Annotated in this window: 11 protein-coding genes (1 of these 11 running past the window's edge); 5 read left to right on the top strand and 6 right to left on the bottom strand. The window is 71.1% G+C overall.

What is annotated here, in order from left to right; genetic code table 11:
* From B1L07_02295 to B1L07_02285, 3 genes are all read right to left on the bottom strand, one after another.
* Positions 1 to 9, bottom strand: partial view of a hypothetical protein gene (locus B1L07_02295; protein AUZ54152.1) — the 5' end (the start) only. Its footprint begins 342 nt before the window's first position; 9 of the gene's 351 nt are visible here — the first part of the coding sequence; it begins with the start codon at positions 7 to 9; its stop codon lies beyond the left edge, outside the window.
* 87 nt (positions 10 to 96) lie between these two features.
* Positions 97 to 2,121, bottom strand: coding sequence for an oligopeptidase A (locus tag B1L07_02290; protein ID AUZ56419.1), 2,025 nt, complete (start codon positions 2,119 to 2,121; stop codon positions 97 to 99).
* Between the two features lie 38 nt (positions 2,122 to 2,159).
* Complete coding sequence (locus B1L07_02285; GenBank protein AUZ54151.1) at positions 2,160 to 3,281, bottom strand: cysteine synthase; 1,122 nt, start codon at positions 3,279 to 3,281, stop codon at positions 2,160 to 2,162.
* A 119-nt stretch (positions 3,282 to 3,400) separates the two neighbouring features.
* Here B1L07_02285 and B1L07_02280 point away from each other — a divergent pair, with 119 nt between their 5' ends.
* The 5 genes from B1L07_02280 to B1L07_02260 all read left to right on the top strand — a co-directional run bounded on the left by B1L07_02280 (position 3,401) and on the right by B1L07_02260 (position 8,176).
* Positions 3,401 to 3,775: a hypothetical protein gene (locus B1L07_02280; GenBank protein AUZ54150.1), complete on the top strand. Its 375-nt coding sequence runs from the start codon at positions 3,401 to 3,403 to the stop codon at positions 3,773 to 3,775.
* A gap of 161 nt (positions 3,776 to 3,936) precedes the next feature.
* Entirely contained in the window at positions 3,937 to 5,712 is a 1,776-nt protein-coding gene (locus tag B1L07_02275) for a copper resistance protein CopA (protein AUZ54149.1), read from the top strand.
* Entirely contained in the window at positions 5,709 to 6,983 is a 1,275-nt protein-coding gene (locus B1L07_02270) for a hypothetical protein (protein ID AUZ54148.1), read from the top strand. The genes B1L07_02275 and B1L07_02270 overlap by 4 nt, the downstream gene beginning before the upstream one ends.
* A 199-nt stretch (positions 6,984 to 7,182) precedes the next feature.
* A complete protein-coding gene (locus B1L07_02265; protein ID AUZ56418.1) occupies positions 7,183 to 7,551 on the top strand; it encodes a copper amine oxidase in 369 nt (122 codons plus the stop codon).
* A gap of 106 nt (positions 7,552 to 7,657) precedes the next feature.
* The gene (locus B1L07_02260; GenBank protein AUZ54147.1) at positions 7,658 to 8,176 is read left to right on the top strand and encodes a lactoylglutathione lyase; all 519 of its coding nucleotides are present in this window, start codon (positions 7,658 to 7,660) and stop codon (positions 8,174 to 8,176) included.
* A 90-nt stretch (positions 8,177 to 8,266) separates the two neighbouring features.
* On the opposite strand, the gene B1L07_02255 is transcribed toward B1L07_02260, so the two are convergent.
* The 3 genes from B1L07_02255 to B1L07_02245 are packed head-to-tail and all read right to left on the bottom strand — an operon-like array spanning position 8,267 to position 13,816.
* Positions 8,267 to 11,698: a hypothetical protein gene (locus tag B1L07_02255; GenBank protein AUZ54146.1), complete on the bottom strand. Its 3,432-nt coding sequence runs from the start codon at positions 11,696 to 11,698 to the stop codon at positions 8,267 to 8,269.
* The gene (locus B1L07_02250) at positions 11,685 to 12,311 is read right to left on the bottom strand and encodes a hypothetical protein (protein AUZ54145.1); all 627 of its coding nucleotides are present in this window, start codon (positions 12,309 to 12,311) and stop codon (positions 11,685 to 11,687) included. The genes B1L07_02255 and B1L07_02250 overlap by 14 nt, the downstream gene beginning before the upstream one ends.
* Positions 12,308 to 13,816 (bottom strand): hypothetical protein, encoded by a 1,509-nt coding sequence (locus tag B1L07_02245; protein ID AUZ56417.1) that lies wholly within the window; start codon positions 13,814 to 13,816, stop codon positions 12,308 to 12,310. Before B1L07_02245 ends, B1L07_02250 begins: the two co-directional genes overlap by 4 nt.
* Between the last annotated feature and the right edge of the window lie 69 nt (positions 13,817 to 13,885).

The following is a 13,885-nucleotide window of genomic DNA, read 5'->3' as shown; positions in this document are numbered from 1 at the left end:
ACGGGGCATGGCCGGTCCCTGCGGAGAAGAGCGTCCATCAATACCGCGGCCAGGCATCACCGCGGCTGAATCCCGCCGGGGCGATACCCCTGGTCGTCAAGCGGCCATGCCGCTGTGCCGCAGCAGGGCATCGATCCGCGGTTCGCGCCCGCGGAACGCGAGGAAGTTCTCGGCCGCACTGCGGCTGCCGCCGCGCGACAGCACTTCGTCGCGGAAGCGCGCGCCAGTGGCGGCGACCTGGTCGGGCGCTTCCTCGAACGCGGCGTAGGCATCGGCGCTGAGCACCTCGGCCCATTTGTAGCTGTAGTAGCCGGCCGCATAGCCGCCCGCGAAAATGTGGCTGAACTGGTGCGGGAAACGGTTCCACTCCGGCGGGACGTTGACTGCGACCTCGCCGCGTACGCGCCCCAACAGCTGCAGTACGTTTTCCTGGGAAGGCTGGTACTGGCTGTGCAGCAGCATGTCGAACAGCCCGAACTCCAGCTGGCGCACGGTGAACATGCCGCTCTGGTAGTTCCTGGCGGCCAGCATGCGTTCGAACAGCGCGCGCGGCAGCGGCGCACCGCTGTCGACGTGCGCGGTCATCGCCTGCACCTGCTCCCATTCCCAGCAGAAGTTCTCCATGAACTGGCTGGGCAGTTCGACCGCATCCCATTCCACGCCATTGATGCCGGCCACGGCCAGCTCGCCAATGCGGGTGAGCAGCTGGTGCAGGCCATGCCCCATCTCGTGGAACACGGTAGTCACCTCGTCATGGCTGAAGGTGGCCGGGTTGCCATCGCTGCCACGCCCGAAGTTGCAGACCAGATAGACCAGCGGGGTCTGCACGCCGGCCGCGGTGACGCGGCGGTTGCGGCAGTCGTCCATCCACGCGCCGCCGCGCTTGCCTTCGCGGGCATACAGGTCCATGTAGAACTGGCCGACCAGCGCGCCGTCGGCGTCGACCAGGCGGTAGAAGCGCACATCCTCATGCCAGACCGGCGCCCGGTCCAGCTGGACCTCCAGGCCGTACAGGCGCTTGATGACCGCGAACAGGCCGGCGAGCACCCGCGGTTCGGTGAAATACTGCTTCACCTCCTGCTCGGAATAGCTGTAGCGCGCCTGCTTGAGCTTCTCGCTGGCATAGGCCAGGTCCCACGCCTGCAGCTCGCCCAACCCCAGTTCATCGCGGGCGAAGGCTTCCAGTTCGGCGCGATCGCGCTGCGCATGCGGCCGTGCGCGCGCGGCCAGGTCACGCAGGAAGTCCAGCACCTGCGCCGGGCCCGTCGCCATCTTGGTGGCGATGGAATACGCGGCGTAATTGTCGAACCCCAACAGTGCGGCCAGTTCGGTGCGCAGCGCGAGGATGCGGTCGATGTTGCCGCCATTGTCGAGCGCGGCGTCGCCGAATTCGGACGCGCGCACCGCATGGGCGCGGTAGAGCGCCTCGCGCAACGCGCGGTTGTCTGCATAGGTCTGCACCGGCAGGTAACAGGGCATGTGCAGGGTCAGCTTCCAGCCTTCGCGCCCTTCCCGGGCGGCGGCAGCACGGGTGCTGGCACGCACATCGGCCGGCAGGCCGGACAGTTCGGCCTCGTCCTCGACATACAGGGCGAATGCGTCGGTGGCGTCGAGCACGTTCTGCGAGAACTTCGCCGACAGCGCCGACAGTTCCTGCTGGATCTGGGCGAAGCGCGCCTTGCCGGCCTCGTCGAGCTCGGCGCCACCCAGGCGGAAATCACGCAGGGCATTGTCCAGCACCTTGCGCCGGGCCGGGTCGAACGCCGCGGCCTCCGGCGACGCCGCCAATGCCTTGTACTGCGCGTACAACGCCGGATTCTGCGCCATTGCGCTGCCGAAACGGCTGATCCGGGGCAGGTTGGCGTTGTAGGCCTCGCGCAGCTCCGGGGTGTCGGCCACGGCCTGCAGGTGGGCGACCTGGCCCCAGGCGCGATACAGCCGCTCGGTGGCGTCGTCCAACGGCGTCACGAAGGCCTCCCAGCTCACCGGCGCGACGGTTTCGGCGGCCTTCACCGCGGCTTCGGCTTCAGCCAGCAGGACATCGATGGCTGGAGTGACGTGCTCCGGGCGGATCTCGTCGAATCGCGGCAGGCCGGAGAAGTCGAGCAGGGGGTTGGCAATCATGGGCAGTCCTGGAAACGGGTCCGGCGTGGCCGGTATCAGCTCCGATATGGCGACGGCTCGAGCCACGCACAAGGCAGCGCCGGCAGCCCCTGCCCGTTCACCGCCGCGGCGACGGCGGCGTCGGCGGCGGCCACGTCGATCCCCTGGTGGTCGTACCAGGCGGGGTCGTAATAGCTGTGCGCATAGCGCTCGCCGGCATCGCAGAGGATGCTGACGATGGACCCGTCACGGCCGGCATCGCGCATCAGCTGCGCGGCCTGCAGCACGCCGATGAAATTGGTGCCGGTGGAACCGCCGACGCGGCGCCCGAGGGTGGCGCTGACGTGGCGCATGGCGGCCAGGCTCAGGGCATCGGGCACCTTGACCATGGCGTCGACACAGGTAGGGATGAAACTGCGCTCCACGCGCGGGCGGCCGATGCCCTCCACACGCGAGCCGCCTTCGCAGGTCAGGTCACGCCAGTCAGCCCCTGCCAGCGCGGCGCAGTAGCCGTCATAGAACACCGATACCTCCGGGTCCGCGCACATGATCAGGGTGTCGTGGCGGCGGTAGCTGACATAGCGCCCCAGCGTGGCCGCGGTGCCGCCGGTGCCCGGACTGCAGACGATCCATTCCGGTACCGGATGCGGCTCCTCGGCCATCTGCTTGAAGATCGATTCGGCGATGTTGTTGTTGGCGCGCCAGTCGGTGGCGCGCTCGGCATAGGTGAACTGGTCCATGAAATGGCCGCCGGTTTCGCGTGCCAGCCGTTCAGATTCGCAGTTGAGGTCGCAGGCGCGCTGCACCAGGTGGCAGCGCCCGCCCTGGAACTCGATGGCGGCGATCTTCTCCGGCGAAGTGCTGGCCGGGATCACGGCGATGAACGGCAGCCCCAGCAGGCGCGCGAAGTAGGCCTCGGACACCGCGGTCGAGCCGCTGGACGCCTCGATCACCGGGCAGCCCTCGCGCAGCCAGCCATTGGCCAGCGCGTACAGGAACAGCGAGCGCGCCAGCCGGTGCTTGAGGCTGCCGGTCGGGTGGCTGGATTCGTCCTTCAGGTAGACGTCGATGCCGGGGAAACCGGGCAGGTCCACCGGGATCAGGTGGGTATCGGCCGAGCGGTTGAAATCGGCTTCGATCTTGCGGATGGCCGCCGCCACCCAGGCGCGCTGGGACATGGATCACACACTCTAATGAAAGCTGAAGCCGATTCTACTGCGGACGGCAACTGCCGCCGCCGGCAGCAGCGCGCGCCGCACGGTGGTATGGTGCGCGCAGGTTTCCCTAACGACGCCGCGTGCCGCGCATCCTGCTGCCCCTGCTGCTGTGCCTGTCCCTGATCGCCGGTGCGATCGGGTCGGTGTGGTCGGCCACGGCGATGGCGATGCCGGCCGCCACCGCGCCGGTCGCGGCCATGTCCACGGACATGGAAATGGGTCACGGCTGCTGCCATGACGGCGGCGGCCTGCACGATGCGTCCAAGCCGCCCCCGGCTCCCGCGTCGCCCTGCGACGACGGCAAGCAGTGCGACTGCACCCAGCACTGCAACATGCTGCCCACGCCACTGGCGTCGCCGGCCAGTGCCATCGCCCGCGCGACCGAGCCCGGCGCGCCCACGCCAGGGCGTTACGACGTACGTCCGCGCCAGCTGCACCGGCCGCCCATCGCCTGATCCGGCTGTTGCCGCCGCGCGGGCCATTCGCGCGTGACGGCCATCCCCCCCCGGGGCACGCAGCGCGTAGCGTGGGTGACGTCGGTCGCCGCCTTCCGCGCCCCCCCGACAGATCCGCAGTTGCCGCCCGCCTTCGCCGGCGGGCGACCGATGGAGTTCCCATGAAAAACGATTTCCTTTCCGACCCGCGCTCGGTGCTGTCGCGGCGCCGCTTCGTGCAGGGCCTGGCCCTGGGCGGCGTCGTCGCCGGCAGCGGCCTGTGGCGCGCATCCGACGCCTTCGCCGCCGTCCCGCGGGCGATGGCCGCCAGCGAGCTGCGCGGCACCGACCTGAGCCTGGCCATCGGCCGCTCGACGGTCGATTTCACCGGCCGCGCGCGCAGCGCGGTCACCGTCAACGGCTCGCTGCCGGCGCCGATCCTGCGCTGGCGCGAGGGCGATACGGTCAGCATCCGCGTGGCCAACACGCTCGCCGACGAGATGACCTCGATCCACTGGCACGGCATCCTGCTGCCGTCCAACATGGACGGCGTGCCGGGGCTGAGCTTCGACGGCATCGCCCCCGGCGAGGCCTTCCAGTACCGCTTCCAGCTGCGCCAGTCCGGCACCTATTGGTACCACAGCCATTCGCTGTTCCAGGAACAGGCGGGCCTGTACGGCGCGCTGGTGATCGATCCGCTGGAGCCGCCGCCGTACCGCGTCGACCGCGAGCACGTGGTGCTGCTGTCGGACTGGACCGACCTGGACCCGGCCGCGCTGTACCGGCGGATGAAGAAGATGCCGATGCACGACAACACCTACCAGCGCACGGTGGGTGATTTCATGCGCGATGCCCGCCGCGACGGCCTGCGCGCCACCCTCGCCGACCGTGGCATGTGGGGGCGGATGCGGATGACGCCGTCGGACCTGTCCGACATCAACGCCCACACCTATACCTACCTGATGAACGGGACCGCGCCGGCCGGCAACTGGACCGGGCTGTTCCGCAGCGGCGAGAAAGTACTGCTGCGTTTCATCAACGGCTCGGCGATGACCTACTTCGACGTGCGCATCCCGGGGCTGAAGATGACCGTGGTGGCGGCCGATGGCCAGTACATCCACCCGGTGAGCGTGGACGAGTTCCGCATCGCGGTGGCCGAGACGTTCGACGTGATCGTCGAGCCCAGCGGCCAGGACGCGTTCACCATCTTCGCCCAGGACATGGGCCGCACCGGCCATGCCTGCGGCACCCTGGCGGTGCGCCACGGCCTGCAGGCGCCGGTGCCGGCGCTGGACCCGCGGCCCTTGCTGACCATGGCCGACATGGCCCACGACCACGGCGGCGGACACGGTGACATGCCGATGGCGCACGGAGCGCCTGCCGGACAGGCAGCGCATGGCGCCCACGGCGGACACGGCAGTGGCGGTGGCAGCGCGCCGAAGCATCCACCCGGCGAGCGCGGCAATCCGCTGGTGGACATGCAGAGCGCGGCCAGTTCGCCGCGGCTGGACGACCCCGGCATCGGCCTGCGCGACAACGGCCGCAGGGTGCTCGCCTATGCCGACCTGCACTCGCTGTTCGAGGACCCGGACGGGCGCGAACCCGGCCGCGAGATCGAGCTGCACCTGACCGGGCACATGGAGAAGTTCGCCTGGAACTTCGACGGCGTCCCGTTCGCCGGTGCCGAGCCGCTGCGGCTGAACTACGGCGAGCGCATGCGCATCGTATTGGTCAACGACACGATGATGACCCACCCCATCCACCTGCATGGCGTGTGGAGCGACCTGGAGGATGCCAACGGCCAGTTCCAGGTGCGCAAGCACACCGTGGACATGCCGCCCGGCACCCGCCGCAGCTACCGCGTGCGCGCCGATGCGCTGGGGCGCTGGGCGTTCCACTGCCACCTGCTGTACCACATGGAAGCGGGCATGATGCGCGAAGTGAGGATCGAGGCATGAAGACACGCACCCGATCGCTGCTGTTCATCGCCCTGGCCGCGGCCACCGGCAACGCCGCCGCGCAGGACCCGCATGCCAGCCACCACGGCCATCACCGCCATGGCGCCGGCACCAAGCCGGATCCGCATGCGGGCCACGTGCCTGCGTCGCCCGGCAACGCCGCCGAGGCCGACCCGCACGCGCACCACGCCCCCCACGCGGCAGCGGCGGAACCGGCCGCACCGGCACCCGATCCGCATGCGGGCCACCGGATGCCGGCCAGCACGTCCGCATCCATGGACAGGCACGCCGGCCATGCCGCGGCGTCGGCCCCTGCGGCCGACGCGGTACCGCCACAACCAGCCACGGACCCGCACGCCGGCCATGCGATGCCGGCATCCGCCGCGCAGTCCATGCACGGCGATGATCCGCATGCCGGCCATGCCCCGCCCGCCGCGCCCCCATCGCGGCCTGCCTCCGGCGACGCCCATGCCGGCCATGGCGCGGCGGCCAACGGCCTGGACGTGCATGCCACGCATGCCGATCATGCCGGCCATGGCGCCGCGGCCATGCAGGCGCCGCGCGAGCCGATTCCCGCGCCGACCGCCGCGGATCTGGCGGCGGCGTTCCCGGCGCTCGCGCCGCATGCGATGCAGCACGCGCCCGGCATCAACAGCCTGGTGCTGTTCGACCACCTGGAAGCCTGGGACAACGCCCGCGGCAGCGGCCAGTCGTGGGCGGCCAAGGGCTGGGTCGGCGGCGACATCGACCGCCTGTGGCTGCGCAGCGAAGGCCAGCGCAGCGAGGGCCGGCTCGGCGAATGGTCGCTGGACGCACTCTACGGGCGCGCCATCTCGCCGTGGTGGGACCTGGTCGGCGGCGTCCGCCATGACGGTGGCGATGCGCCCGGGCTGACCCGCGCCGCCATCGGCGTGCAGGGGCTGGCGCCGTACAAGTTCGAGTTCGCCGCCACCGCCTACCTGGGCGGGCCGCGCCGGGCCGAACTGGCGGTGGAGGCGGAATACTCGCTGCTGCTGAGCAACCGGCTGATCCTGCAACCGTCGCTGGAGGCCAGCGTGGCGGCCGACGGCGACCCGCGCCGCGGCGTCGGCAGCGGACTGGGCCACGTCGGCGCCGGCCTGCGCCTGCGCTACGAGATCACCCGCCGCTTCGCGCCTTACGTCGGCTTCGTGCATGAGCGGCGCTTCGGCCGCAGTGCCGACCTGCACCGCGACGCCGGGGAAGCCACCCGCGAATCGCGCTGGGTCGCCGGCGTGCGGTTCTGGTTCTGACCCCGCCCCCACGGCGGAATGCCCCGTGGCGTTCCGCCCCCTTCCGAAGGAGATCCACATGAACACACTGCTGCACAGGACGATATCCGTGCTGATCGTCGCCAGCGCCGTCTTCGCCGTCGCCGCCTGCGATGCCGCCCCGCCAGCGGCAGCGGGCAAGCCACCGGCAACCGCACACGCCGGCCACGCGACGCAGGTCGTGCACGTCCACAAAGACGCCAACTGCGGCTGCTGCAACGGCTGGATCGCGCACATGCGCGCGGCCGGCTTCACCGTGGTGGCCCATGACAGTACCGACATGGCCGCGGTGAAGCAGCGCCTCGGCATTCCGCTGTCGCAGGCGTCGTGCCATACCGCCGAAGTCGGTGGCTACGTGCTGGAAGGCCACGTGCCGGCCGCGGACGTGCAGCGTCTGCTGCGCGAGAAGCCGGCCGCGCGCGGGCTGGTGCTGCCGGGCATGCCCATCGGTTCTCCGGGCATGGAGTCCGCCGATGGCCGCCGCGAGGCGTTCACGGTCGACCTGCTGGGCAAGGACGGCAGCCTGCGGCCCTACGCCCGGCACCCCTGAGCTGCAGGCAACGGCACACGCCACCGGGAACGCGGCACGCTGCGTTCCCGGTGCATTGCCGCGCCGCGCTCTAGAATCGCCCCCTCCCCTTATCAGGAACACCGCCATGAGCCTGAACGCTCTCCACCAGCAGCCCGGCGTGGCCGCGCAGCCACCGGCCGAAACCACCGGCTTCGTCTTCAACCACACCATGCTGCGGGTCAAGGACATCGCCGCTTCGCTGGATTTCTACACCCGCGTGCTCGGCTTCCGCCTGGTCGACAGGCGCGACTTCCCGGAGGCCGCTTTCAGCCTGTACTTCCTGGCCTACGTACCGGCGGGCATGCAGGTGCCCGAGGATGACGCCGCGCGCCGGCTGTGGATGGCCGGCATCCCCGGCGTGCTGGAACTGACCCACAACCATGGCACCGAGCACCAGGACGGCCCGGTCTACCACGATGGCAACAGCGAACCGCGCGGCTTCGGCCATATCTGCGTGTCGGTGCCGGCGCTGGAAGCGGCCTGTGCACGCTTCGAGGAACTGGGCGTGCCGTTCCAGAAGCGCCTGCAGGACGGGCGCATGAAGAACCTGGCGTTCATCAAGGACCCGGACGGCTACTGGGTCGAGATCATCGGCAACCGCTGAGGTTGCCGGTAGCCGCGGCCGGCGCACGGGCCGCGGCTACCGCTGCGTCACGCGCCGGGCCGGCGCCCCAGGCGCGGCCCGGCGCCGCTGTCACGCCGTCGCCTGCTCGCGCGCGATGCGTTCGGTCTCCGCCGCCAGCAGTTCCGGGTGCAGGTCGAACTGGTCGGACAGCAGCAGGGTGCGCGCGGCTTCGGTGACCTCGATGCGCTCGGCCTGCAGCAGGTCGCCGTCGCGGAACAGTTCGATGTAGCTGTCGAGCACGCCGGACAGGGTGCCCTGGGCGGTGTCCGGCGCCGCCAGCACCAGCTGCAGGCCCAGCGAGCGCAGGTAGTTGGTGGTGGCGCGCGCGTTCTGCGCGTCGATCTTGTCACCGAACTCGTCGAGCAGGATCAGCCCCAGCCCGCCCGGGTGCGCTTCACTCTTGCCGTAGGCCGCGGCCAGCGCGGCGCCGGCGATCACGTACAGCGGCGCGCGGTGTTCGCCGCCGGAGCCCGAGCGCATGCGTTCGCTGAGGCTGCCGATCACCCGGTCGTCCTGGCGGATCTGCACTTCGAAGCGGAAGAAGCGGCGGTAGTCGTCCAGCGGCGAGTTGGCCACGTGGGTGGCGGCCTTGTCCTCGACCAGCGCGCGGAACGCCTCGGGCACCTGGCCGGCGCTCTCGAACAGCGTGTCCTCGCCGCCGATGTCGGCGGCGCGCTGGATGAAGCGGTGCAGTTCGCGGAACTCCGGCACCACTTCGTAATGGAACTGGTAGCGCTCGTTGTTGGAGAACGCCGGGCTGGCGCGCAGGGTGCGGTTGAGCGTGGCGATCTGGGTCTTGAGCCGGGTGAAGTTGTCGTACAGGGTGGAGGCCACGCCGGTGCGGAAGGTATCCACGGCGGTGGCGTAGGCCTGGCGCGCCTCGGCCTCGTACTGCACCAGCTCGGTATCGCGCAGCTGGGTCAGTTCGCGCTGCAGCAGGCTGCGCGCCGGGCGCCAGGCGCTGGCGTCGAAATCCAGCTCCAGCCCATGGTCGCGCGCGTACTGCGCCAGACCGCTCCAGGCCTCGGGCAGCAGCCGTGCCAGCTGCGCGTCGCTGTCCCTGGCGCGCTCCTCGCAGCGGCGCGCGCGTTCTTCCAGCGACGGATATTTTTCGTCCAGCTCCTCGCGCTGGCGTTCGACCCGGTTCGGATCGACGTCCGCATCGGCGAAGGCGTCCACCGCGCGCCGCGCGATCAGTTCTTCCTGCTGGCGCAGGCCTTCGAGCAGGGCCTGCGTGCGCTCGAGGTTGGCCGCCGCCACGGCTTCCTGGCCGACCAGCGCGTCGGCGCGCTGCTCGCAGCCGGCGAGCTGGGCGTTCAGTTCACGCAGCTGTTCGGACAGGCGCAGCAGGTCCGGGTCCAGCGAGGCGAGGCGGCTTTCCTGCGCGCTGCGGTAGCGTTCGGCCACCTGCCGGTGTTCGAGCACGCGCTCGTGCAGCGCCTGCGCCACCGCGTCGGCATCGGCCAGCCGCGCCAGGCCGCGCTGGCAGTCATCGGCGCGGCGCAGGCGCGGCTCGATCTGGCGCAATTCCTGTTCGGCCTTCTCGATTTCCTCGTGCAGCACGCGCAGCCGCGCACGGTTGTCGGAGGCGCCGATGCGCAGGTCGCCGGCCGCGGGCAGGCGCAGGCGTTCGATGCTGCCGCCGCGTGCCAGCAGGCCGTCGCGGGTCAGGCCCTGGCGGCTGCGTACCAGCTCGGCCTCGGTTTCCACGCAGCGCAGCTCGCCGAGCTGGCGGCGCAGGAAGGCCAATGCGTCGGCGTTGACGCCCTCCAGCAGCGCGGCGACGCTGCCGCTCTCCGGCTCGTCGGCGCCACGCGACCTGCGTGCATGGCTGGACAGGGCGAGCTTGACCCCATACACCGAGCGCCCGCCGGACAGGCCGCGGTACAGCTTGACCGCGCGTTCCTCGTCCTTGTCCGGGATCAGCAGGGCTTCGACATTGCTGCGCAGATAACCTTCGATGGCGTGCTGCCAGGTCGCGTCGGTGACCCGCACCAGGTCGCACACCGGGCGCGCGTCGATGCCGGCATCGCGCAGGTAGCTCATCAGCCGCACCGTGTCCGGGTGCAGTTCGGCCTGGCCGGCGGCCAGACGCTTCTGGTTCTGGCGCGCGGTCTCCAGCGCGTCGCGCGCCTTGTCGTGGGCCGCGTGCAGCTGGCGGGCGTGGCGGTCGACCCGCTCGCGCAGCGGCGCGGCGGCGCGCAAGGCCTGGCGCGCACCGGCGAACAGGTCGTCCGGGGTCCATGGCAAGGCAGCCTCGGCGGCCAGCGCCGACAGTTCGGCATGCCACGCGTCCCACGCTTCGCGCGCGCCGGCCAGCGCGGCGGCGTCGATGTCGTCGAGCGCGAGCGCGTCGAGCTGGCGGAACTGGTCGCGCACGAAGCCGACTTCGCGCGCCAGGTCCTTCTTCAGCTGCGCGAGGCGGTCGCGGTCGCGGCCGGCCAGTTCGTCAAGCTGCGCCTGCTCGCCGTAGCCGGCGCTGCTCTGCAGGCGGGCATTGGCGCGCGCCTGCTCCTCGCGCAGGGTGTCGCGTTCGACGCGGGTGTCGGCCAGGCGGCGACGGGTGTCGGCCAGCGTGTTCTGCGCGGTGGCGAGCGCGCCTTCGGCCTGGTCGAGCTGTTCGCTGTACAGGTCGCGGGCGTATTCGGCGGCCAGTGCGCGCGCCGAGGCGGCGCGGGTGGCCTGCGCGGCGATCTTCTCGTACTGGCGCTCCGCGCCCTCGGCGGCGTCGATGCGCTGCTTGACCTGTTCGATCTTCTCCTTGATCTGGCGGAAGCTGTCCAGCAGCGCGCGGAAGCGGGCGATGTCGGTGGGCCGGTCCTCGGCCACCAGGGTACGCACGAACAGGTCCACGTCCTCGACCCGCTGCAGGTTCAGCGCGTTGAGGAAGGCCTTGCGGTAGGCGTTGAGGTCGGGGCTGGCCGATGGGCTGGCGCGCAGCCGCAGCAGCAGGTCGCGCAGGAAGCGTTCGGCATTGGGATGCAGCTGCGGGGTCTCGCCCACCTCCTTGCAGCGGCGCGCGACGTGCTCGCGGAAGGTATTCCAGGCCAGCGGCAGTTCCTTGCCCTTGACCCGCTCCAGGTGCTCGTCCAGCGCCAGCGCCACGCCCGGCAGCAGGTACAGGCCGTGGGTGCGGTGTTCCGGCTCGTCGACCGAGGCGCCGAGCGCGATGCCGGCGGTCAGCGGCACCCCGGTGTCGGTGTCGCGGAACACCAGCGAGATGTAGGTGGTGGCGGTGCGGCGCTTGCGCCCTTCCTCGCCGCTGCGGAACACGCCCAGGCAGTAGTCGCGGATGGTACGCGCGCGGTGGCTGCCGCCGGCCTGGGCGTTGAAACGGATGCGGCTGCGGTCGCCGCCCAGCAGCACGATCTGCAGCGCGTCGAGCAGCGCGCTCTTGCCGGCGCCGTTGGGCGCGATGATGGCGCTGGTCGCGTCCAGTTGCAGGCTCTGCGCCTCGAACAGGAAGAACTGCACCAGGTGGATGCGTTCAAGCTGCTGCATCGTCGTCCTCCGCGCCGGTGTCGCCGGCCTCGTCGCGGTTGTGCTGGTCCAGGCGCTGCAGCCATTGCTCGCCGACGATCTCGACGATGGCCGGGCGTACCCGCAGGTGGAACGGCTGCGGGTCGTCGCCTTCGGAGTCGATCAGCCGGCATACGCCCCAGCGCTTGAGCGTGCGCGCCAGCGCGCGCAGCGCGCCGACGTCGGGCATCGCGCGGCCGGTCAGCGCCTGCCAGCTCTCCTGCAGGTCCGGCAGTTCCACCACCACCTCGCCGTGGTCCTCGATCAGGCCCTGGCGCATGGCCTCGTCGTAACGCTGGCGCAGCACCAGCAGGGCCAGGGTTTCGTCCAGCGTCACCGGCGCGCCCTCGCCATGGGCCGGCAGTGCCACCACGTAGCGGTAATGCGCGTTGCGCTCCAGGCGGATGCCCAGCGGCTCCAGCGCGGCGACGAAATCGGGGTAATGGTCTTCCACCAGGTGGTAGGCCACGCGCGAACGCGGGTCGGTGGCGTACAGCACCTGCTCGGTGGCCAGGCGGTAGGCGGCGCGCTCGAAGTCCTGCACGGCATAGGTGCCGTTGGACATCTGGCTCAGGGTGTTCCAGCTGCGTTTCATGCGGTTTCCGGGAGTTTTGCGCCGACCCGCAGGATGCGGAAGCGCGGGCCGCGCAGGTAATCGTTGTGGTCGCCGTTGCCGGCATCGAGCAGCTCGACGCGGAAACCGCGCAGCAGGCGGCCGAGCGGGTCCTCGCGGCGCAGGCCGCCGACGCGGTTGCCACGCAGGGCCAGCGTGAGCAGGGTCTGGTAGGCGCGCAGGTCCTCGATGCTGGCGATGTCCAGCCGCGCCGAGTCGACCGCCGCGCCCTGCCGCAGGTGGCGGCCGACGTAGCGCGCCATGTCCTCGGCGTTGACCAGGCGTGCGCGCTTCATCCGCCGCAGCAGCGACAGCCGCGCCAGCTGCTCCGGCGTGGGTGGCGTGGTGGCGTTGGCGCTGCGCGGGATCGGCGCCGGCTTGCGGTGCGGCGGGCGCAGGCGCGCTTCGTCCATCAGCGGGCCGGGCGCCACCGGCAGCCGCAGCGCGTCCTCCGGCGCCGACAGCACGCCGCGGCAGGCGCGGCGCAGCAGCACGTCGAGCCGGTCGGGGGCGCGCAGGCGGTAGTCGAGGAAGGCCAGCGCGCGGCGGTTGGCCTGGCGGATGTCCTCGTCCAGCCGGGCCAAGTATTCGTCGATGCGTTCCAGCTCGCGCAGCCGTCCCAGGCTGCGCGACAGCCGCTGCTGGGCGCGCGCGGCGTCGCCGCCGGTCACATGCTCGGCGTACCAGGCCACCAGCGCTTCACGCTGCATGCCGGACTCGAGCTGCTGCACCATCGCCAGGATCGAGCTGCGCCGCGCCATCGGGTGGTCGGCGCGGTGCAGTTCGGCATAGTCGCCGATGAACAGCTGGCCGACGTAGCGCTCGAACCACTGCCGGGCGAACTGCGCGGTGGTCTCGGCCTTGCTCAGCTCCGGCATCAGGTCGCGCACCTGCAGGCTCATCGAGGCCAGCGACACCAGCAGCCGCCGCGCCTGGTCGGCGGCCTCGTCGAGGATGCCCCCGTCCAGGCGGCCTTCGGCCACCTGCTGCAGCTGCAGCTCCACCGAGCGCATCTTGGCCGAGACGAAGGTCGGGCCATGCTCGCTGAACTCCACCAGGGTGGACAGCAGCTGCGCCACCATCGGCGGCATGGTCACCATCTCGCGCGCGCCGATGCGTTCCTGGCGCAGCCAGCCGGCGGCGCGGAAGCGGTCGTGGATGGCGCTGGCGCGCACGTTCAGCGGCGCGTCCGGGGCCTGCCCGTCCTCGTCTTCCCACGGGTCGTCGGCAAGCAGGTAGCGCTCGATCGCGGCGGTGATCTCGCGGCGCGGAAAGCCGTGGCTGGGCGGCACCGGCGCGTCCGGGCCGAAGAACTCGTCGAACATCCGGCACAGCAGCGACCAGTAGTTCTGGCGGTTGGCCGAGGCCAGCGGGCCGAAGATGCCGGCGGGTACGACCGAGAACAGCGGCGGGGTGGTCGTGGCGGTGGTGGTGGTCAAAACGTCGGGGTCCTGCAGCTTCCTGCCGTGCGGCGGCGATTGTGGCATATCGCCGCCGCCGGCGGCCCCCGGCGCGGGGGTGTCGCGGGGCCGCAACGACGACGGGCGCCACCGGGG

Source organism: Stenotrophomonas acidaminiphila (assembly GCA_002951995.1).
Taxonomy (GTDB): domain Bacteria; phylum Pseudomonadota; class Gammaproteobacteria; order Xanthomonadales; family Xanthomonadaceae; genus Stenotrophomonas; species Stenotrophomonas acidaminiphila_A.
The sequence above is the reverse complement of the archived record's forward strand: the minus strand, read 5'-3'. Positions and strand labels throughout refer to the sequence as shown.

Coding starts and splice junctions, on each gene's coding strand:
- B1L07_02285 (AUZ54151.1), bottom strand. CDS start 3,281: ATGTCCCAGCGCGCCTGGGTGGCGGCGGCCATCCGCAAGATCGAAGCC.
- B1L07_02275 (AUZ54149.1), top strand. CDS start 3,937: ATGAAAAACGATTTCCTTTCCGACCCGCGCTCGGTGCTGTCGCGGCGC.
- B1L07_02270 (AUZ54148.1), top strand. CDS start 5,709: ATGAAGACACGCACCCGATCGCTGCTGTTCATCGCCCTGGCCGCGGCC.
- B1L07_02260 (AUZ54147.1), top strand. CDS start 7,658: ATGAGCCTGAACGCTCTCCACCAGCAGCCCGGCGTGGCCGCGCAGCCA.
- B1L07_02255 (AUZ54146.1), bottom strand. CDS start 11,698: ATGCAGCAGCTTGAACGCATCCACCTGGTGCAGTTCTTCCTGTTCGAG.
- B1L07_02250 (AUZ54145.1), bottom strand. CDS start 12,311: ATGAAACGCAGCTGGAACACCCTGAGCCAGATGTCCAACGGCACCTAT.
- B1L07_02245 (AUZ56417.1), bottom strand. CDS start 13,816: ATGCCACAATCGCCGCCGCACGGCAGGAAGCTGCAGGACCCCGACGTT.